A 19,263-nucleotide genomic window follows, 5' to 3' on the forward strand; every position below is an offset into this window, starting at 1 on the left:
CCAGCGCCATGATCTCATCGCTTGCCTATATCGGCATTGGCAGCAATATCGAAGAGCCGCTGGCCCAGGTACGCCGGGCGATAGTCGAGCTGGGCGAGCTGCCGCTCACCAGGGTAAGCGGCGTCTCCTCGCTTTACGCCAGCCGCCCGGTGGGCCCCCAGGATCAGCCGGATTTCGTCAACGCCGTCGTCGCCCTCGATACCGCGCTCTCACCGCTGGCGCTTCTGGATCAGCTCCAGGGCCTGGAGCAGCGCCATCGCCGCCGCCGTTTGCGCCACTGGGGCCCACGCACCCTGGATCTCGATATCCTGCTCTTCGACGAGCGGCGCATCGAGCAGCCCCGCTTAAGCGTTCCCCACCCGCACATGCATGAGCGCGCTTTCGTGCTGATGCCGCTTACCGAGCTTGATGCTGCGATCTCCCTGCACGATCAGCCCGCCCGCCACTGGCTGGAGCGCATCGAAAACCCCGGCATTCAGCGACTGGTCGAAGACGTCCCGGGTTAACGACCCACGGGGCTCGACGTCGCCCGCGCCATTTTTGTCTTACCCCTGCCAGGCCAACCATAATGCGCACGCTGCACGACATCGCCGACCTTCGATCGACGCTCAACGACGACCGCCGAACCGGGAAACGTATCGCGCTGGTACCCACCATGGGCAACCTGCACGCCGGGCACATGGCGCTGGTGGAAACCGCGCGCCAGCACGCGGATATCGTAGTGGCGAGCCTTTTCGTCAACCCGATGCAGTTTGGCCCGGGTGAAGACCTGGACGCCTACCCGCGCACCCTAAAAGAGGACCAGGCGAAGCTTGCCGAGGCCGGCTGCGATTTTCTATTCGCCCCCACCGCCGCCGCGCTCTACCCGGGCGGCCTGGACGCTCAGACGCGGGTGCAGGTGCCGGTGGTTTCCGAAGGGCTTTGCGGCGCCACCCGCCCCGGCCACTTCGACGGCGTGGCCACCGTGGTGACGATGCTATTCAACCTGGTGCAGCCGGACATCGCGCTGTTCGGCGAGAAGGATTACCAGCAACTGGCGGTGATCCGAAAGTTCGTCGCGGACCTGCACATGCCCATCGAGATCATCGGTGTCGCGACACAGCGCGCCGAGGACGGCCTGGCGCTTTCATCGCGTAACGGCTACTTGAGTGACGAACAGCGCGCCGCCGCGCCCAGGCTTTACCAGGCCCTGCAAGCAGCGAAAGCGGCGCTGGAAAACGGCGAGCCCGCCCCGCTCGTGCTCGACCAGGCGATCGCGGCCCTGGGGGCTGCGGGCTTTACACCGGACTACGTAGAGCTAAAAAGCGCAGCGCTTGGCCCGGTAACGCCCACCACTTCAGCGGCGGTACTATTAGCGGCGGCAAAGCTCGGCCCGACGCTTCTGATCGATAACGTGGCCGTCACCCTGCAAAGGCGCGACCCACGAGGGTGAACCAAAAGCGTATTGTCGCGACGCACGACTTTCCCCTATGCTGATTGAACACGCTTGAATTCAATACGCTCGCTCATAGGCTTACGGCCTTATTCATTTCGGGAGTTCTGTCATGCAAGAAGTGGTCATCGTCGCCGCACGGCGCACCGCGGTCGGTAGCTTCGGCGGCTCGCTCGCGGGCATTCCCGCCAGCGAACTCGGCTCGCTGGTCATCAAGGACATCCTCTCATCCACCGGCGTCTCGCCGGATCAGGTCAACGAAGTGCTGCTCGGCCAGGTGCTGACTGCGGGGGTGGGCCAAAACCCGGCTCGCCAGGCGTCCATCAATGCGGGGCTTCCGGACTCGGTGCCGGCCATGACCATCAACAAGGTGTGCGGCTCCGGCCTCAAAGCGGTGCATTTGGCCACTCAAGCCATCCTGTGCGGCGATGCCGACCTGATCATTGCCGGTGGCCAGGAGAACATGTCCGCCTCGCCTCACGTGCTACCCAACTCGCGCAACGGCCAACGCATGGGCGACTGGAAAGCGATCGATACCATGGTCCACGACGGCCTGTGGGACGCGTTCAACGATTTCCATATGGGCATTACCGCCGAGAACCTGGCCGAGAAGTACGGCATCACCCGCGAGCAAATGGACGAGTTCGCCGCCCAGTCGCAGCAGAACGCCTCCAACGCCATCAAGGAAGGCAAGTTCAAAAGCCAGATCGTGCCGGTCGAGATCCCCCAGCGCAAGGGCGACCCGGTGGTGTTCGATACCGACGAAAACCCGCGGGAAGTCACTGCGGAAAAACTGGGTAGTATGAAGCCGGCGTTCAAGAAAGACGGCACCGTCACCGCGGGCAACGCCTCCTCTCTCAACGACGGCGCCGCCGTGGTGATGGTCTGCTCGGCGGAGAAAGCCAAGGAGCTGGGCCTCGAGCCGCTCGCGCGCATCAAGGCCTACGCCAACGCCGGCGTGGACCCGGCGATCATGGGTATCGGGCCGGCCCCGGCGACAAGGCGGTGCCTTGAGAAAGCCGGCTGGAGCCTGGAGGATTTGGATCTCGTCGAGGCGAACGAAGCCTTTGCCGCCCAGGCGATGTCGGTCAACAAGGAGCTGGGCTGGGACGTGTCCAAAGTGAACGTCAACGGCGGTGCGATTGCGCTGGGCCACCCGATCGGCGCCTCGGGCTGTCGCGTACTGGTCTCGCTGATTCACGAAATGATCGCTCGGGATGCCAAAAAAGGCCTTGCCACGCTGTGTATCGGCGGCGGTCAGGGTGTAGCGCTGGCCATCGAGCGGCCGTAATTATGGTGGCTCGGTCAGAAGCAACCCTACGCGAGGGCGCTGTGAATACATCCTTGTACGCTACTTTCGCCATCCCTGGCGAAAGACCCTCGCTACGGGTCGCTTCTGCCCTCCTCTAGCGCTGTAGCTGGCAGTGTTAAAAACCAAAACCCCGCTCGAAAGCGGGGTCTTTAGTGTCTGAACGCAGCGGTTTACCGAATCCTGCCGCCATTGACTAGCCGTGATGGCGTGCGACCAACCAGCACCACCCCCATCAGGAAAAGCCCGGCGGCGGCCCACATGGTGGTGGGTAGACTCGTAGCATCCACCACGCGCCCGCCCAGAAGTGACCCCAGGCCAATCGACATATTGAACACGAAGGCCATTAAAGCGGTCGCCGCCTCAGTGTTGGGCGCGGTGCGCAGAATCCAGGTTTGAATGCTCACCGAGATGCTGCCAAAGATCGCGCCCCACACCGTCAAGAGCGCCACGCCGCTGAACGGACTCGTGCCCAGCAGCGGAAAGCTCGCCACCACGACCAACAGCAGCACCGGAATCATGAGCACGGCGATGTAGGGGTTGCGCGCCGCACGCATGCCCGCGATCACGTTGCCGATAATGCCCGCCGCCCCGTAAAGCAGCAACAGGGTGCCCACGTTGCGCTGCTCGATGCCGCTGACGTTTTGCAAAATCGGGCTGATGAAGGTGTAGGCGACGAAGTGGCCCACGACCACGCAGCCGGTGGTGAGTACCGCTACGCGCACGCCGCGATTGAGCACCTGTTGGGCGAGAATGCGCAGGCGTACCGGCTCCCGGGGCGGAAGGCTGGGTAACCATAGCCAGATCATACCCGCGGTCAGCAGACTAAAGCCGCCCAGGCCGCCAAACACCCACCGCCAGCTGCTGATATCCCCCAAGAGCGTACCCAGCGGCACGCCCAGCACCGAGGCCGCCGTGACGCCACCGAAGATGATCGTCATCGCCTTGGCCACGCTCTCCTCCGGCACGAGCCTGGGCGCGATGCTGCCCGCGACCGCCCAGAAACCCCCGATACTCATGCCGATCAGCACCCGCGCGACGAGCAGCATGACAAAGCTTTCGGCCATGCTCGAGAGCACGCTGCCCAGCGTCATGATGATCATCAAACCGGTCAGCATCACCCGGCGGTCCATGCGGCCCACCGCTACCGGCAAAAGCGGCGCCGACAGCGCTGCCACCACCCCGGGTACCGTCACCATCAAGCCAGCGGTGCCCTCGCTGACGCCCATTTCGCCCGCTACCTGCGAGAGCAGCCCGATCGGCAGCTGCTCGGCGGTGACCAGCAGGAAAATCCCGCACATGACCGCAATGACCGCCCACCACCTGGCGACATCCTTCTCCATGATTTCTCCTTATCGACCGCTCTCCCAAACAACGCCGCCCCCGCAGCCAAAGGCAACGGGGGCGGAGGGAGCACCTGCGGATCGCTTATTCGACGGTGGCTTCGCTTTGTGCGGCAAACGCCGCTTTCTCTTCTTCGGTGATCTCCTTGATGGAGAGCTTCACGCGGTTGCGGTTGTCGATGTCGAGCACCTTCACGACCACGTCGTCACCTTCGTTGAGGAAATCGCGCACGTCGTTGACGCGCTCCTGGACGATTTGCGAGATGTGTACCAGACCGTCGGTGCCGGGCATGATGTTCACGAACGCGCCGAAGTCGGCAATACGCACGACCTTACCGTTGTAAAGCTTGCCGATTTCCGCCTCGGCGGTGATCGCCAGCACGGTGTCGATGGCCGCCTTGGCGGCTTTTTTGTCTTCGGCATAAATACGCACGGTGCCGTCATCGTCGAGATCGATGGAGGCGCCGGTGTCTTCGCAAATCTTGCGAATGGTCGCGCCCCCTTTACCGATGACGTCGCGGATTTTGTCCGGGTCGATCTTGATCGTCGCCATGGACGGTGCGTTATCAGAAACCTCGGTGCGGCTCTGATTAATGACGGCGTTCATCTGCTCGAGGATCGAGATACGCGCGTGGTGGGCCTGCTGCAGCGCGGTCTCCATGATCTCTTCGTTGATGCCCTCGATCTTGATATCCATCTGGAGCGCGGTCACGCCTTCGACGGAGCCGGCGACCTTGAAGTCCATGTCACCGAGGTGATCCTCGTCGCCCAGAATATCGGTCAGCACCGCGTAACCTTCCGGGTCTTTGACCAGGCCCATGGCGATACCCGCCACCGGCGCTTTCAGCGGCACACCTGCATCCATCAGCGCAAGCGAGGAGCCACAAACCGAGGCCATGGAGCTCGAGCCGTTGGACTCGGTGATCTCGGAGACCACGCGAATGGTGTAGGGGAAATCCTCTTCCGAGGGCAGCATGGCCTGTACACCGCGGCGCGCCAAGCGGCCGTGGCCGATTTCACGGCGCTTCGGCCCGCCCATGAAGCCGGCTTCGCCGACCGAGTAGGGAGGGAAGTTGTAGTGCAGCATGAAGCGGTCTTTACGCTCGCCTTCCAGCGATTCGATCAGCTGCGAGTCGCGCAGCGTACCCAGGGTCGCGATGGCGATCGCCTGAGTTTCACCACGGGTGAACACCGCCGAGCCGTGGGTCTTGGGCAGCACGCCGACTTCGATGTCTAGCGGGCGCACGGTGGTGTTGTCGCGGCCATCGATACGCGGCTCGCCTTTCACGACCCGCGAGCGCACGACGCGCTTCTCGAGGCTTGCGAAGGCGCCTTTGACGTCGTCTTTGGCGAACTTGTCGTTGACCGGCTCACCTTCGACGGCCACCAGCTCTTCGAGCGCCTGGTCTTTCAGCGCGGCCAGAGCGTCCTGGCGCTGCATCTTGTCGGTGATGCGATAGGCTTCGCCGACTTTAGCCTCAAAACCTTCGGCCATGGCGGTTTTAAGCGCCGCGTTCTCCTCGGCGGCCTGCCACTCCCAGCGCGGCTTGCCGGCCTCGGCGACCAGTTCGTTGATAGCGGAGACCGCCACCTGCATTTCCTGATGGCCAAAGAGGACCGCACCGAGCATTTCGTCTTCCAGAAGCTCCTGGGCTTCGGACTCGACCATCAGCACGGCTTTTTCGGTACCGGCGACGACCATGTTCAGCTCGGAGGTCGCAAGCTCTTCGACGGTCGGGTTCAGAAAGTAACCCTGCTCTTCGTTGAAGCCCACGCGCGCGGCACCGATCGGGCCGTTGAACGGCACGCCGGAGATCGAAAGCGCCGCCGAGGTACCCAGCATCGCGGCGATATCCGGGTCGTGGTTACGGTCGGTGGAGAGAACGGTACAGATGACCTGTACTTCGTTCATGAAGCCTTTCGGGAAAAGCGGGCGAATCGGACGGTCGATCAGGCGCGAGGTAAGCGTCTCTTTCTCGGTGGGGCGCCCTTCGCGTTTGAAGAAGCCGCCGGGAATCTTGCCGACCGCGTAGGTCTTTTCCTGGTAGTGTACCGAGAGCGGGAAAAAGGGCTGGCCAGGATTGACGTCTTTCTTGGCGACCACGGTGCAGAGCACGACGGTGTCGTCCATGGTGACCATCACGGCACCGCTGGCCTGGCGAGCGATACGGCCGGTTTCGAGGGTGACGGTACTACGACCGTACTGGAACGTTTTTTTTACCGGATTCACGGCGACTTCCTTTAACATAAAATAGCTACTTGTCTTTTCTGGGGTCGTTTTGACTCGCCACTATTCTAGGCGCTGTGGCGCTCAAGGGCTACCAGAAACCCGAATTCGCCCCTTTCCTCCCGCTTTTAGCGCGTTTTGGGCATAAAAAAACGGGTAGCCCCAAAGGGCTACCCGTTTTGATTGCACGCTACGCGGCTTGTCTGCCCCCTCATGAAAAGGGGCGCGACAAGGCGTTTTAGCGGCGCAGACCCAAACGCTGGATCAGCGACTGATAGCGTTCAAAATCCTTGCGCTTGAGGTAGTCCAGCAGCTTACGACGCTGGTTTACCATGCGGATCAGACCACGACGCGAGTGGTGATCTTGCTTGTTGGTCTTGAAGTGGTCCTGCAGGCCATTAATGTTGGCGCTCAGCAGGGCAACCTGCACTTCGGGGGAACCGGTGTCGCTCTCGCCGCGGCCGTATTCGTTGACGATCTCGGCCTTTTTCTCAGCGGTTAGTGCCATCTGTCTCTCCAGTCAGCAATATGCTTAACATTGAATGGGTGAGACCACGCATATTTGCAGTCTCAAAGGGTATTTTCGCGTAAATCGCGGCGTCCTTGCAACGTTTTACCAGCGAACTTACGAAAGCGCGACCGTGCTTAACAGCCGCTTGGGGGCCACTTCCTGGGGCCCTTTCACCACGCCCAAGCCGAGAAACGACTCGGCGTAGTAAAGTCGTGCCAGCTCGTTGGGCGGCAGTGCCCCCACGTCGAGCCTGGCGGATTGACCGTAGGACAAGGAGGTATGGGCGGCCTCGTCCACGCTAAGCGCAGGGAGGTGGTCGACCAGTACGTCCACGGGCATCAATTCGGCCTCACGCGCGCTCTGCTCACCAAGAGCTTCTAACGCCTCCAGGGTCCACATCGCGCTGCCATCGAAGGGGCCGGTCTTGAGCCGTCTTAGCTGGCTGATATGAGCGCCGCATCCGAGCGCCAAACCGATATCTTCGGCCAGCGTGCGAATGTAGGTGCCTTTACTACAGCTTACTTCGAGCTCGAACGCTTGACCGTCGAACGCGAGCAGCCGGGCATCATACACGCTAATTCTGCGCGCTGCACGCTCCACTTCCTTGCCCTCGCGGGCCAGTTCGTAAAGCTTTTTGCCCTGATGCTTGAGCGCCGAGTACATCGGCGGTACCTGGTCGATCTCGCCGCGAAAGCGTGCAATGGCAGCCTCGACGTCGTCATTCGAAAGCGCCGGCACCTCGCGGCGCTCGACCACGCTACCTTCCGCATCGCCGGTATCGGTGATCACCCCGAGTTCGACCCGGGTGCGATACATCTTGTCGGCTTCCAGAAGGTGCGCGGAGAACTTGGTCGCCTCACCCAGGCAGATCGGCAGTAAGCCCGTCGCCATGGGATCGAGGGTGCCGGTATGTCCCGCTTTTTGCGCCTCGAACAGCCGGCGCACGCGCTGTAAGGCATGGTTACTGGACACGCCCTGGGGCTTGTCCAGCAGCACCACGCCGTTGACCGGCAGGCCCTTACGACGACGCGCCATTACCGCGGCGCCTCGTCTTCGTTACCGCCCTCTTCTTCGTCCTGCCGGGCGCGGTCGGTCGAGACCGCCTCGTCGATCAGCGAAGAGAGCTGCTGGCCGCGCACCACGCTTTCATCGAAATGAAAGCGCAGCTCCGGCACATGACGCAGCTTGATGCGCTTGGCAATCTGGCTTCTCAGAAAACCGCTGGCGCGTTTGAGCACCTGCAGGTTTTCCTTGATGCGCGCCGGGTCCTGCTCACCCAACAGGGTGACGTAGATATCGGCGTAGCCCAGATCACGGCTGACGGTCGCGCCGCTGACCGTGACCATGCCAAGGCGCGGGTCCTTGATCTCGCGCTGGATAAGCACCGCCAGCTCCTTTTGGAGCTGGTCGGCTACCCGGTCGGTACGCTTGAATTCGCGCATGATTGCTCCTCGCAGCCTTACAGGGTGCGCTCGACCTTGACCTGGTCGAAGACTTCGATCTTGTCGCCGACCTGGACGTCGTTGTAGTTCTTGACGCCGATACCACACTCGACGCCGTTGCGCACTTCCTGCACATCGTCTTTGAAGCGACGCAGCGATTCGAGCTCACCTTCGTAAATCACTACATCATCACGCAGTACGCGGATCTTCTTATTACGATGCACGTTGCCTTCAACCACCATACAACCGGCAATTGCCCCAATTTTCGGCGCGCGGAAGACATCGCGGACTTCAGCAATACCTACAATCTCTTCTTTCCACTCGGGGGCGAGCATACCGCTCATCGCCTGCTTGACCTCGTCGATCAAGTGGTAGATGACGCTGTAGTAGCGCAGATCCAGGCCTTCACGTTCGACGATTTCGCGCGCGGCGGCGTCGGCACGGACGTTGAAGCCGACCAGGATGGCCTCACTGGCTAGCGCCAGGTTGGCGTCGGTACCGGTGATACCGCCCACACCAGATGAAACCACGGCCACTTCGACTTCGGCGGTGGAAAGCTCTTCGAGCGCACCGCGGATCGCCTCGAGCGAACCTTGAACGTCGGCTTTCAAGACGATGTTGACCTTGGCCACTTCGTCCTGGCCCATCTGGCTGAACATGTTCTCGAGCTTGGCTTTCTGCTGACGCGCCAGGCGTACTTCGCGGTACTTGCCTTGACGGAAGTTGGCAACTTCCCGCGCTTTACGCTCGTCGGCTACGACCATGAAGTCGTCACCGGCGTCCGGCGTACCGTCCAGGCCCTGAATCTCGACGGGCATCGCCGGACCGACTTCCTCGACCTGCTGGCCGAGTTCGTTGGTCAGCGCCCGTACACGGCCGTAGTGCAGGCCGGCCAGCACGATATCACCGCGCTTGAGGGTACCGTTTTGTACCAGGACGGTCGCGACCGGACCACGGCCCTTGTCGAGGCGCGATTCGACGACCACACCTTTACCCGGCGCCGACGGTACGGCCTTGAGCTCGAGCACTTCGGATACCAGCTGGATCGCCTCCAGCAGCTCTTCGATGCCGTCACCGGTTTTCGCGGAGACGTGAACGAACTGGGTATCGCCGCCCCACTCTTCCGAAATCACGCCATGCTGGGAAAGCTCGTTACGAATACGGTCGAAATCCGCGCCGTCTTTATCGATCTTGTTCACCGCCACGACCATGGGAACTTCGGCCGCTTTGGAGTGCTCGATCGCTTCAACGGTTTGCGGCATGACGCCGTCGTCCGCCGCCACCACCAGGATGACCACGTCGGTTGCCTTGGCACCGCGGGCACGCATGGCGGTAAACGCCGCGTGGCCGGGGGTGTCCAGGAAGGTCACGCCACCGTGGTTGTCTTCGACGTGGTAGGCGCCGATGTGCTGGGTAATACCGCCGGCTTCACCGGTGGCCACCTTGGCACGACGAATGTAGTCGAGAAGCGAGGTCTTACCGTGGTCGACGTGACCCATGACGGTCACGACCGGCGAGCGGGTAATCTCATCGCCTTCGTAGGAGATGCCCTCGATCATTTCGGTCTCGAGCGCATCGTCCTTGACCAGCTTGACCTTGTGGCCCATCTCTTCCACCACGATCGCCGCAGTATCCTGGTCGATCGTCTGGTTGATGGTCACCGCCGCGCCCATGGTGAACATGGCCTTGATCACTTCATTGGCCTTGATCGACATCTTGTCGGCCAGCTCAGCGACGCTGATCGATTCGGGAATCGAGACTTCGCGAACGATCGGCTGCGTGGGCTTCTGGAAACCGTGCTTGCCGTTGCCGCTCTGGCCCGGGCCGCGGCGACCGCCACGACGCTCGGAGCGCTTGGCTTTCTTGGCACTGCCGCCACGCTTACGCTCTTCGCGATCGCCACGGTCGTCGTCTTCGTCACGGCCTTTTTTCTTCGCCGCGGCCTTTTTGGGCGGCGCGGTGCGACGGTCGGTACGACCTTCTTTCGGCGGCGCCGGCGGCATCTCTTCGGAGGCCGGGGTTTCGTCGATCTGAAGCTCGGGCACGGCGGCTTCGGCCGGGGCCGGCGCCTTGGCGTCGGCTTCCTTACGCGCGGCTTCTTCAGCGGCCTTGGCTTTTTGGGCCTCGGCGCGCTCTTCGGCTTCGCGAGCCTCGCGTGCTTTATTCTCGGCTTCGGCCTCGGCCATATCGCCTACCAGCTGGCGCGGGCCCGAGTGCGTGGGCTCCGGCGCTTTCGGCTGCTCTTCTTCGGCGCGCTTGACGTAGGTCTTTTTCTTGCGGACCTGAACTTCGATCGTCTTGCCGCGCTCACCGGTTTTGATCCGGCTACGCGTTTTGCGCGTCAGCGTGATGCGGTTTTTACCGGCATCCGCAGCGTCGCCGCCGCCGTGACTTTTCTTCAAAAAGCTCAACAGCGTCTGCTTGTCGTCTTCAGAGACCGCATCGCTTTCCGAGGCGTGCTTAAGGCCCGCCTCTTTCATCTGTTCCAACAGGCGGGGCACATCGCGGCCCACCTTTACTGCAAAATCTTTAACCGTCATATCTGACATTGTGACCCTCCCAAGCCCGTGACCTGTTTACTGTGTGTTCGAAGCCGCTTCGCTATCGTCTTCAAACCAGGGCGCACGGGCAGTCATGATCAGTGCCGCTGCGCGCGCTTCGTCTAACTCCTCGATATCGACCAGATCGTCGACAGACTGCTCGGCGAGATCTTCCATGGTGACAATGCCCCGACTGGCAAGAATGAAGGCCAGGTGGCGCTCCATTCCTTCCATTTCCAACAGATCGTCTGCCGGCTGGGCACCGTCGAGCGCTTCTTCCGAGGCGATCGCCATTGTCAGTAGCTCGTCCTTGGCACGTGCGCGCAGCTCTTCGACGAGCTCTTCATCGAATTCTTCGATTTCGAGCATCTCTTCGAGCGGCACGTAGGCGACTTCTTCCAGGGTAGTGAACCCTTCTTCCACTAATAGCCGGGCAACGTCCTCGTCCACGCTGAGGTGGTGAACGAAGGAGTCCACGAGGCTATCGATTTCCTGCTCGCGCTTGGACTCGGCCTCGTCTTCGGTCATGACGTTGATCCGCCAGCCGGTGAGTTCCGATGCCAGGCGCACGTTCTGGCCGCTGCGGCCGATGGCCTGAGCGAGATTGTCCTGGGCGACCGCGACGTCCATGGCGTGGGCATCTTCATCCACCAAAATGGAGGCAACGTCCGCCGGCGCCATGGCGTTGATGACGAGCTGCGCGGGGTTATCGTCCCACAGCACGATGTCTACACGCTCGTTTTGAAGCTCTGATGACACCGCCTGCACCCGCGAGCCGCGCATACCTACACACGCACCGACCGGGTCGATACGACGGTCGTTGGTTTTGACGGCGATCTTGGCGCGCGAGCCCGGATCGCGGGCCGCGCCCTTGATCTCGATGAGCTGCTCGGCAATTTCCGGCACCTCGATCTTGAAAAGCTCGATGATGAACTGCGCATTGGTGCGCGAGAGCTGAAGCTGTGCGCCGCGAGCCTCCGGGTCGACCTTGACCAGCAGCGCGCGCACCCGCTCGTTCATGCGGTAGCGCTCGCCGTGAATCATTTCGTTACGCGCCAAAAACGCCTCGGCGTTTTCGCCCAGGTCGATGATCAGCCCGTCACGGGTAGTTTTCTTGACGATACCGGCGACCAGCTCGCCTTCGCGGTCGGCGTACTGGCTGACCACTTCGGCGCGCTCGGCTTCACGGACTTTCTGGACGATGACCTGCTTGGCGGTCTGGGCGGCAATACGACCAAACACGGCGTTGTCGATCTTCTGCTCGGTGACCTCACCCAGCGCCAAAGGCGGGTCGCGCCGTTCGGCAACGGTTTGCTTGATTTCGTAATCCGGCGTTTCGAACTCGTCGTCTTCGACCACGGTCCAGTAGCGGTAGGTGTCGTAGTCGCCAGTGCGGCGGTCGATTTCCACGCGCACGTTGGCTTCTTCCTGCTCGAAACGCTTGCGCGAGGCGCTAGCCAGCGCCGCTTCGACCGCTTCGAAAATTACGTCGCGTGAAACGCCTTTTTCATTAGAGATCGCGTCAACGACCATTAAAATTTCTTTACTCATGCGTATGCCTCGCCAGTAAACCTGTCCTTTGTGCCTCGCCCAAGCCGTGGGGGGCCGCCGTTTTTTTAATCTTCGAACTGCGGGACAATGTGTGCAGCATCGATGCTTTCGATGGGAAAGCAGTACTCTTCGCCGTCGAGCTGAAGCAGCACTTCGTCGCTTTCCACGCCCGCGAGCAGCCCCTGATATTTACGCCGGCCATGAAAGGCGGTGCGCAGCTTGAGCGCCACCTGGTGGCCCTGGTAGCGTGTGAAATGATCCAGGGTATACAAAGGACGCGCCATACCGGGCGACGAAACCTCCAGGCGGTACTCGCCGGGAATAGGGTCTTCGACATCCATGACGGCACTGACTTGACGGCTGATATCAGCGCAGTCTTCGACACTGACGCCGCTTTCACGCTCGATGTAGATCACCAGGCGTGAATGTTTGCCCTGAGAAAGATGGTCGATGCCCCATAGCTCGAAGCCCATGGCGGCGACAACAGGCTCAATCAGCGCGTGCAGCGCTGCGTGTTTTGTGGCCACAGACGAAGCTCCTATAGCCGTTGCATCAGGCACCTGGCCAGGAGTCATGAGAAAAGCTAGGTGGCTGATTGGCGTTACCTGAAAATGTGTCTTCGACGTCGCGGCAGGTGCCGGCGCGCAAGACACGCTTGGCTCGCAAAAAGCTACTCTTAAATCTGCCGGTAGCGTCAGCGTGTGTAAAGACGCTACTAACAAAAAGCCCCTTCACAGGAAGGGGCTTTTTAAAAGAAACCTGTAATACCATTTTAACAAACCGGTGTGATTCTATTGCCAGCCAATACTGAAGCGCTGTGCATACACCGTTTGAAAAAAGATGGTAGCGGGGACCGGATTTGAACCGATGACCTTCGGGTTATGAGCCCGACGAGCTACCAGACTGCTCCACCCCGCATCAATCTAGCTGGACGATATTAGTCCCTTATACGACCTTCGTCAAGGGCTTTCTCGTCTCAGGTACCACCCTGAAATCCTCGAAACCGATCCAACCAGTTTCTCGGTGGTGCCGAAGGCGGGACTTGAACCCGCACGACCATACGGTCACTACCCCCTCAAGATAGCGTGTCTACCAATTCCACCACTTCGGCATCAGGGGAGGCTAAAGAAAGCGTCAACAAGCATTTAATCTCAAATACTTAGTCGCCGTTTTCCTCTAGCACTGGCGCGGTATTATCCACACTTCCCGAGTCGTCGTCAAGTGTTGGAACACTTTGTTGTTGCTCGACTAAGCGCGAGTCCGGAATACCGGCTTCCGGGGCCTGTCCTGCCTGAGTGGCAAAGTAGGCAAGCGCCATGGACGTGACGAAGAACCCCGCCGCCAGAACGCCGGTCGCGGTCGACAGAAAGTTACCGCTGCCGCGGGAACCGAAGACCGTCTGTGAGGCACCGCCGCCGAAGGAGGCGCCGGCATCGGCCCCTTTACCCTGCTGAAGCAGGATAAGTACTACGAGCGCGATCGCGATGACCACGTGAACCATTAAAATTGCAACTTGCATGGCGTTATCCTGCTGACTGACAAATAGCGAAAAAATCATCGGTTTTGAGCGAGGCACCGCCCACCAAACCGCCGTCGATATCCGGCTTTGCAAGTAGCTCGGCTGCATTACCGGCATTCATGCTACCGCCGTAGAGAAGCACGAGCTCCTCACCGAGGGTGTCATCAAAACGCGCAAGGTGCGCGCGCACCTCGGCCATTACATCCTGCGCCTGCTCCGGGGTCGCCGTACGCCCGGTACCAATCGCCCATACCGGCTCGTAGGCGATGACCAGTTTCTTTTGGGCTTCGTGGCTTAGATGGGTAAGCACTGCGTCCACCTGAGCCAGCACCACGTCCATGGTGCGCTCGGCCTCGCGCTCCTCCAGGGTTTCACCCACGCATAGAATGGGCGTCAGACCGTGATCGAGCGCGACGTTGACCCGGCCAAGGATCGCCTCGTTGGTATCACCGTAAAGCGCGCGGCGCTCGGAATGGCCCACCAGCACATAGCAGACACCGAACTCGTTGAGCATCGGCGCGCTCACCTCGCCGGTATGCGCCCCCGAGGCCTCGGTATTGAGCGTTTGCGCCCCCAGCTTGAGCGAGGTCGACTGAAACGCCCGCTGCGCGGCGTCGAGGTAGGGAAAAGGCACGATCAGCGCCGCCTCGACCTGCTCGGGCAAGGGGGTGGCCGCCAGGGTGTCCGCAAAGGTGTCGATCAGCGACCTTGAGCCGTTCATTTTCCAGTTACCGGCAATCAGTGGTGTGCGCATTCAATATCCTCACTCAAGGTGGAGCGAAATGGTATAGGAGCGGCCTTGTCAAGACAACCGCTGCCCACATTTGGGCCGAACGCGGGCCAGGCTTAGGTCAGTAGTGCTTCGACCCGCTTTGCAAGGGTTTCGGCCAGCGCCTGAACGTCCAGGTGCGCGCGGCCTTCGACCATTACACGAATCAGCGGCTCGGTACCCGAGGGGCGCAGTAGCACTCGCCCCTGGTCGCCGAGCTTTGCTTCGAGCTCGCCGACCGCTTCATTGAGTACCGGAGCGTCCATGACGTCTTTGGCATGGGTACCGGCGGGCAGCCGGACGTTGACCAGCGCCTGGGGCACCTTCTCGAAGGCCTTTAACAGCGCAGCGAGCGTTTTTTGCTCGCGCATCATCAGCGCCAGCACCTGAAGCGCCGAGACGATACCGTCGCCGGTCGTCTGCGCATGGCCACATACGATATGACCCGAGGACTCGCCGCCCAACTCCCAACCGTTGGCCGCCATTTTCTCCATCACGAAGCGGTCGCCGACCTTGACGCGCTCGAAGGGAATGCCTAGCGCTTCCAGCGCCTTGGCCAGGCCGAAGTTGCTCATCAGCGTACCGACCACGCCGCCCTGCAAAAGACCGCGCTCATGGCGGTCCCGGGCGATGAGATAAAGGATGTCGTCGCCGTCGACTTCCCGGCCGTCGGCATCGACCAACAGCACCCGGTCGCCGTCGCCGTCGAAGGCCACGCCTAAATCAGCGCCCTGCTGAATCACCGCCGCACGCAGCGCCGCCGGATGGGTCGAGCCCACTTCTTGATTGATATTGAGCCCGTTAGGCGTGGCGCCGATCACGCTGACCTCGGCGCCCAGCTCGCGAAATACGCTCGGCGCAATGTGGTAGGTCGCGCCGTGGGCGCAGTCGAGCACCACGCTCAGGCCGTGCAGGCTCAGTCGGTCGGGCAGCGTCGATTTACAGAATTCGATGTAGCGCCCCGCGGCGTCGTCGATGCGCGCGGCCTTGCCAAGCTGCCCGGCCTCGGCGGTGCAAAGCGGCGCGTCCAGCATCGCCTCGATGCGGTCCTCGACTTCGTCGGGAAGCTTTTTGCCCTCGGCGGAAAAGAACTTGATGCCGTTATCCTCGAACGGATTGTGCGAGGCGGAGATGACGATGCCTGCATCGGCGCGAAAGGTGCGGGTCAGGTAGGCGATGCCCGGCGTGGGCATCGGGCCGAGCAGCGAGACATCGACCCCGGCGGCGGAGAGCCCCGCCTCCAGCGCCGACTCGAACATGTAGCCGGAGATGCGCGTGTCCTTGCCGATCAACACCCGCGTGCGCCCGTTCGAGCGGCGCAACACCTGCCCTGCCGCCCAGCCGAGTTTGAGCATGAAGTCGGCGGTGATCGGCGTCTCGCCGACCGTGCCGCGAATACCATCGGTTCCGAAATAGCGTCGTGTCATGAGAAGAGTTCCTTGTGGACCGGCGGCTCGCAGCTTTCCTGGAGGACCGCCCAGGCCATGGTAACGGCATCCGCCGTCGCGCCGACATCATGCACACGTAGTATTTTGGCGCCGCGTTCGACCGCCATGGCCGACAGTGCAAGCCCGCCAGGCAGACGCTCCTCGACCGGCCGACCGAGCACCTTGCCGATCATGCTTTTACGCGACATGCCTACCAACAGCGGCAGGTTCAGCGCCTCGAGCGCGCGCATTTGATTCAAAAGACGCAGGTTGTGCTCAACGGTTTTGCCAAACCCGAACCCCGGATCGAGCAGCAGCTGATCGCGCTTGAACCCGGCCGCTTCGCAGGCCGCGATGCGCCTTGTCAGGTAATCGGCGACCGCCTGCTCGATGGGCTCGTCGTAGGCCGGCGAATGCTGCATATCCTGGGGCTCGCCCTGGCGGTGCATCAAACAAGCAGGCAGCCCGCTACTGGCGGCGGCGGCCAAGGCGCCGTCGCGCTCGAGAGAACGTACATCGTTGATCATACCGGCACCGAGGGCGGCGGACTCGCGCATCACCAAAGCGCTACTGGTATCGACGGAGACCAGCGCGTCGAGTTCGCGCACTAGCGCCTCGACGACCGGGCCGACGCGGTCGAGCTCCTGCTGTTCGGGAACGGCGTCGGCGCCGGGGCGCGTGGACTCCCCGCCGACGTCGATCACCGCCGCGCCCTCGGCCAGCATCTGCTCGGCGCGGCGCAGCGCGTCGTCGAGCGAGACGTGGCGGCCGCCGTCGGAGAAAGAGTCCGGGGTGACGTTCAATATCCCCATGACCCGAGGAAAGGAGAGATCCAGCCGATGACGACCGCACTGCAACTGAGTGACGTGGCTGGGGGCCTGGTGTGGATCGAGCGTTGGTTTCATGAACAGCCTGATAGATAGAAAACGGGGCGGCTTGATGGCGCCTAGCATACCAAAAAAAAGCGCCCCGAGGTGGGGCGCTTTAGAAGCGGGGCGAGCATGACGACCCCAGCGTTAGGCTCAGGGCCCGGCCGGACCGCCAAGCGGGTCGGAGGGGCGGCGGCGAGGTTCGTCGTCGTCCTCTTCGCCATCGTCATTGGCATCGCCATGGTCCGGCTCGTCCGCTTTTGGCTGCGGCTCGCCACCCGCCGGCGTACCGCCGCCGGAGGAGTCGCCGTCATCCCAGCCTTCCGGCGGGCGCGGGTCCTTGCCTTCCATGATGTCCTTGAGCTGACTCGCGTCGATGGTTTCGTACTTCATCAGCGCTTCGGTCATGGCGTCGAGCTTGTCGCGGTTATCGTGCAGGATCTGGCGTGCCTGCTCGTAGCAGTCGTCGATGATCTTGCGCACTTCCTTGTCCAGACGCGTGGTGGTTTCGCCGGACTTCAGTTTGCCGCCGCTCTGCCCCGGGCCGCCGAGGAACTGGTGCGATTCGTCCTCGTCGTACATGATCGGGCCCATCTCATCCGACAAGCCCCACTTGGCGACCATGTTGTGGGCAAGTTCGGTGGCCCGCTTGATGTCGTTGGAAGCGCCGGTGGTCACGCCGTTGGCGCCCAGCGTCATCTCTTCGGCGATACGCCCGCCGAACAGCGAACAGATCTGGCTGAGAATCTGCTGACGCGAGAGGCTGTAACGATCCTCTTCCGGCAGGAACATGGTGACACCCAGCGCCCGGCCCCGCGGGATGATCGTCACCTTGTAGACTGGGTCGTGCTCGGGCATCACCAAACCGATGATCGCGTGACCGGATTCGTGATACGCCGTGTTGAGCTTCTCTTTGTCGGTCATGACCATGGATTTGCGCTCGGCGCCCATCATGATCTTGTCCTTGGCCATCTCCAGCTCGTCCATACCCACCAGGCGCTTGTTGCGACGCGCGGCAAAGAGCGCGGCTTCGTTGACCAGGTTGGCAAGATCGGCACCGGAGAAACCGGGGGTACCACGGGCGATGAAGACCGGCTTGACGTCCTCGGCCAGCGGCACCTTGCGCAGGTGTACGCCCAGGATATGCTCGCGGCCGCGAATATCGGGCAGACCCACGGTGACCTGACGGTCGAAACGGCCCGGGCGCAGAAGCGCCGGGTCGAGAACGTCCGGACGGTTGGTCGCGGCGATCACGATGATGCCTTCGTTGGCTTCGAAACCATCCATCTCGACCAGCAGCTGATTGAGGGTCTGTTCGCGCTCGTCGTTACCACCGCCCATGCCGGCACCGCGCGAGCGGCCCACGGCGTCGATCTCATCGATGAAGATGATGCAGGGTGCCTGTTTCTTGGCCTGCTCGAACATGTCGCGCACACGGGATGCGCCCACACCGACGAACATCTCGACGAAGTCGGAGCCGGAAATCGAGAAGAACGGCACTTTCGCTTCGCCGGCAATGGACTTCGCCAGCAGCGTTTTACCGGTACCCGGCGGGCCCACCATCAACACGCCGCGGGGAATCGTACCGCCCAGGCGCTGGAACTTGGTCGGGTCGCGCAAAAAGTCGACCAGCTCTTCGACCTCTTCCTTGGCTTCGTCGCAGCCGGCGACATCGGCGAAGGTGGTTTTGATCTGATCCTGGGAGAGCAGTTTGGCCTTGGATTTACCAAAGCTCATCGGGCCACCCTTGCCGCCACCGGCGCCGCCCTGCATCTGGCGCATGAAGAACATGAAGATGGCAAGGATAAGCAGAATCGGGAAACTGGCGATCAGTAGGCGCATCCAGATGCTCTGCTGCTCCGGCTCCTTGCCGACCACGGTGACGTCGTTGCTCAGCAGGTCATCCATCAGCTTCGGGTCTTCCGCCGCCGGCCGGATGGTCTGGAACTGCGACCCGTCGGTGCGCTCACCCTGAATGGTGTAGCCATCGATGGTGACACTGCGAACCTGTTGATTTTGCACCTGATGCACGAACTGGGAGTAGTTAGTGGACTGGGGTGCGCTTTCCGTACTGAAATTGTTGAACACTGTCAGTAGCACGGCCGCAATGACCAACCACAGAATCAGGTTCTTCGCCATATCGTTCAAGGGGCTACCCTCATTACAAGAATCCGTCAGTTAACCGTCGATACTCAGACCTTACACTAGAGCACTACGTTCAACCATTGCCAAAGCACGTTTGACTTTGGGCCATGTATGCCATAGGGGCCTTACGACCCGTATGACACGCAGTGCGATTGCCTTCGCGGCAATCGCCATGATCG

Annotated in this window: 16 protein-coding genes and 2 tRNA genes; 3 read left to right on the top strand and 15 right to left on the bottom strand. The window is 61.7% G+C overall.

Features of this window, described 5'->3' with window-relative positions; genetic code table 11:
• The first annotated feature begins 8 nt into the window (after positions 1-8).
• The 3 genes from folK (at position 9) to ACWHVV_RS16510 (ending at position 2,723) form a co-directional block, all read left to right on the top strand.
• Positions 9-506 carry a 2-amino-4-hydroxy-6-hydroxymethyldihydropteridine diphosphokinase gene (gene folK / locus ACWHVV_RS16500; protein WP_447927183.1) on the top strand — a complete coding sequence of 166 codons (498 nt, stop codon included), beginning with the start codon at positions 9-11 and terminating at the stop codon, positions 504-506.
• Between the two features lie 62 nt (positions 507-568).
• Positions 569-1,432: a pantoate--beta-alanine ligase gene (gene panC / locus ACWHVV_RS16505; protein ID WP_447927184.1), complete on the top strand. Its 864-nt coding sequence runs from the start codon at positions 569-571 to the stop codon at positions 1,430-1,432.
• 112 nt (positions 1,433-1,544) lie between these two features.
• On the top strand, positions 1,545-2,723 hold the full coding sequence (locus tag ACWHVV_RS16510) for an acetyl-CoA C-acetyltransferase (RefSeq protein WP_447927185.1): 1,179 nt from the start codon (positions 1,545-1,547) through the stop codon (positions 2,721-2,723).
• A 191-nt stretch (positions 2,724-2,914) separates the two neighbouring features.
• Here the strand turns inward: ACWHVV_RS16510 and ACWHVV_RS16515 are convergent, their stop codons facing one another.
• The 15 genes from ACWHVV_RS16515 to ftsH all read right to left on the bottom strand — a co-directional run bounded on the left by ACWHVV_RS16515 (position 2,915) and on the right by ftsH (position 19,087).
• On the bottom strand, positions 2,915-4,084 hold the full coding sequence (locus ACWHVV_RS16515; protein ID WP_447927186.1) for an MFS transporter: 1,170 nt from the start codon (positions 4,082-4,084) through the stop codon (positions 2,915-2,917).
• A gap of 85 nt (positions 4,085-4,169) precedes the next feature.
• A complete protein-coding gene (pnp, locus tag ACWHVV_RS16520; protein WP_447927187.1) occupies positions 4,170-6,332 on the bottom strand; it encodes a polyribonucleotide nucleotidyltransferase in 2,163 nt (720 codons plus the stop codon).
• 217 nt (positions 6,333-6,549) lie between these two features.
• On the bottom strand, positions 6,550-6,819 hold the full coding sequence (rpsO, locus tag ACWHVV_RS16525) for a 30S ribosomal protein S15 (protein ID WP_074397689.1): 270 nt from the start codon (positions 6,817-6,819) through the stop codon (positions 6,550-6,552).
• A gap of 117 nt (positions 6,820-6,936) precedes the next feature.
• Positions 6,937-7,857 (bottom strand): tRNA pseudouridine(55) synthase TruB, encoded by a 921-nt coding sequence (truB, locus tag ACWHVV_RS16530; RefSeq protein ID WP_447927188.1) that lies wholly within the window; start codon positions 7,855-7,857, stop codon positions 6,937-6,939.
• A complete protein-coding gene (gene rbfA, locus ACWHVV_RS16535; protein ID WP_447894461.1) occupies positions 7,857-8,264 on the bottom strand; it encodes a 30S ribosome-binding factor RbfA in 408 nt (135 codons plus the stop codon). Before rbfA ends, truB begins: the two co-directional genes overlap by 1 nt.
• A 17-nt stretch (positions 8,265-8,281) precedes the next feature.
• Positions 8,282-10,813, bottom strand: a complete 2,532-nt coding sequence (gene infB / locus ACWHVV_RS16540; protein ID WP_447927189.1) for a translation initiation factor IF-2 — start codon at positions 10,811-10,813, stop codon at positions 8,282-8,284.
• A 27-nt stretch (positions 10,814-10,840) separates the two neighbouring features.
• Positions 10,841-12,355 carry a transcription termination factor NusA gene (gene nusA / locus ACWHVV_RS16545; protein ID WP_447927190.1) on the bottom strand — a complete coding sequence of 505 codons (1,515 nt, stop codon included), beginning with the start codon at positions 12,353-12,355 and terminating at the stop codon, positions 10,841-10,843.
• Between the two features lie 65 nt (positions 12,356-12,420).
• Positions 12,421-12,882 carry a ribosome maturation factor RimP gene (rimP, locus tag ACWHVV_RS16550; protein WP_447530080.1) on the bottom strand — a complete coding sequence of 154 codons (462 nt, stop codon included), beginning with the start codon at positions 12,880-12,882 and terminating at the stop codon, positions 12,421-12,423.
• A 314-nt stretch (positions 12,883-13,196) separates the two neighbouring features.
• Positions 13,197-13,273, bottom strand: a tRNA-Met gene (locus ACWHVV_RS16555).
• Positions 13,274-13,379: 106 nt separating this feature from the next.
• A tRNA-Leu gene (locus ACWHVV_RS16560) sits at positions 13,380-13,466 on the bottom strand.
• Positions 13,467-13,514: 48 nt separating this feature from the next.
• Positions 13,515-13,874 carry a preprotein translocase subunit SecG gene (gene secG, locus ACWHVV_RS16565; RefSeq protein WP_447927191.1) on the bottom strand — a complete coding sequence of 120 codons (360 nt, stop codon included), beginning with the start codon at positions 13,872-13,874 and terminating at the stop codon, positions 13,515-13,517.
• Between the two features lie 4 nt (positions 13,875-13,878).
• Positions 13,879-14,628 carry a triose-phosphate isomerase gene (gene tpiA / locus ACWHVV_RS16570; RefSeq protein ID WP_447927192.1) on the bottom strand — a complete coding sequence of 250 codons (750 nt, stop codon included), beginning with the start codon at positions 14,626-14,628 and terminating at the stop codon, positions 13,879-13,881.
• A 92-nt stretch (positions 14,629-14,720) separates the two neighbouring features.
• Positions 14,721-16,070, bottom strand: a complete 1,350-nt coding sequence (gene glmM / locus ACWHVV_RS16575) for a phosphoglucosamine mutase (protein WP_447927193.1) — start codon at positions 16,068-16,070, stop codon at positions 14,721-14,723.
• Positions 16,067-16,975, bottom strand: coding sequence for a dihydropteroate synthase (folP, locus tag ACWHVV_RS16580; protein ID WP_447927194.1), 909 nt, complete (start codon positions 16,973-16,975; stop codon positions 16,067-16,069). Before folP ends, glmM begins: the two co-directional genes overlap by 4 nt.
• A gap of 117 nt (positions 16,976-17,092) precedes the next feature.
• Positions 17,093-19,087 (bottom strand): ATP-dependent zinc metalloprotease FtsH, encoded by a 1,995-nt coding sequence (ftsH, locus tag ACWHVV_RS16585; protein WP_447927195.1) that lies wholly within the window; start codon positions 19,085-19,087, stop codon positions 17,093-17,095.
• Positions 19,088-19,263: the final 176 nt, after the last annotated feature.

The sequence above is a fragment of the Vreelandella sp. EE27 genome, assembly GCF_968206495.1.

Bases quoted from the DNA above. Each gene is read 5' to 3' on its own strand.
- folK (WP_447927183.1), top strand. From the start codon at position 9: ATGATCTCATCGCTTGCCTATATCGGCATTGGCAGCAATATCGAAGAG.
- nusA (WP_447927190.1), bottom strand. From the start codon at position 12,355: ATGAGTAAAGAAATTTTAATGGTCGTTGACGCGATCTCTAATGAAAAA.
- secG (WP_447927191.1), bottom strand. From the start codon at position 13,874: ATGCAAGTTGCAATTTTAATGGTTCACGTGGTCATCGCGATCGCGCTC.
- ACWHVV_RS16515 (WP_447927186.1), bottom strand. From the start codon at position 4,084: ATGGAGAAGGATGTCGCCAGGTGGTGGGCGGTCATTGCGGTCATGTGC.
- rbfA (WP_447894461.1), bottom strand. From the start codon at position 8,264: ATGCGCGAATTCAAGCGTACCGACCGGGTAGCCGACCAGCTCCAAAAG.
- ACWHVV_RS16510 (WP_447927185.1), top strand. From the start codon at position 1,545: ATGCAAGAAGTGGTCATCGTCGCCGCACGGCGCACCGCGGTCGGTAGC.
- rpsO (WP_074397689.1), bottom strand. From the start codon at position 6,819: ATGGCACTAACCGCTGAGAAAAAGGCCGAGATCGTCAACGAATACGGC.
- infB (WP_447927189.1), bottom strand. From the start codon at position 10,813: ATGTCAGATATGACGGTTAAAGATTTTGCAGTAAAGGTGGGCCGCGAT.
- folP (WP_447927194.1), bottom strand. From the start codon at position 16,975: ATGAAACCAACGCTCGATCCACACCAGGCCCCCAGCCACGTCACTCAG.
- truB (WP_447927188.1), bottom strand. From the start codon at position 7,857: ATGGCGCGTCGTCGTAAGGGCCTGCCGGTCAACGGCGTGGTGCTGCTG.
- panC (WP_447927184.1), top strand. From the start codon at position 569: ATGCGCACGCTGCACGACATCGCCGACCTTCGATCGACGCTCAACGAC.
- tpiA (WP_447927192.1), bottom strand. From the start codon at position 14,628: ATGCGCACACCACTGATTGCCGGTAACTGGAAAATGAACGGCTCAAGG.
- glmM (WP_447927193.1), bottom strand. From the start codon at position 16,070: ATGACACGACGCTATTTCGGAACCGATGGTATTCGCGGCACGGTCGGC.
- pnp (WP_447927187.1), bottom strand. From the start codon at position 6,332: ATGTTAAAGGAAGTCGCCGTGAATCCGGTAAAAAAAACGTTCCAGTAC.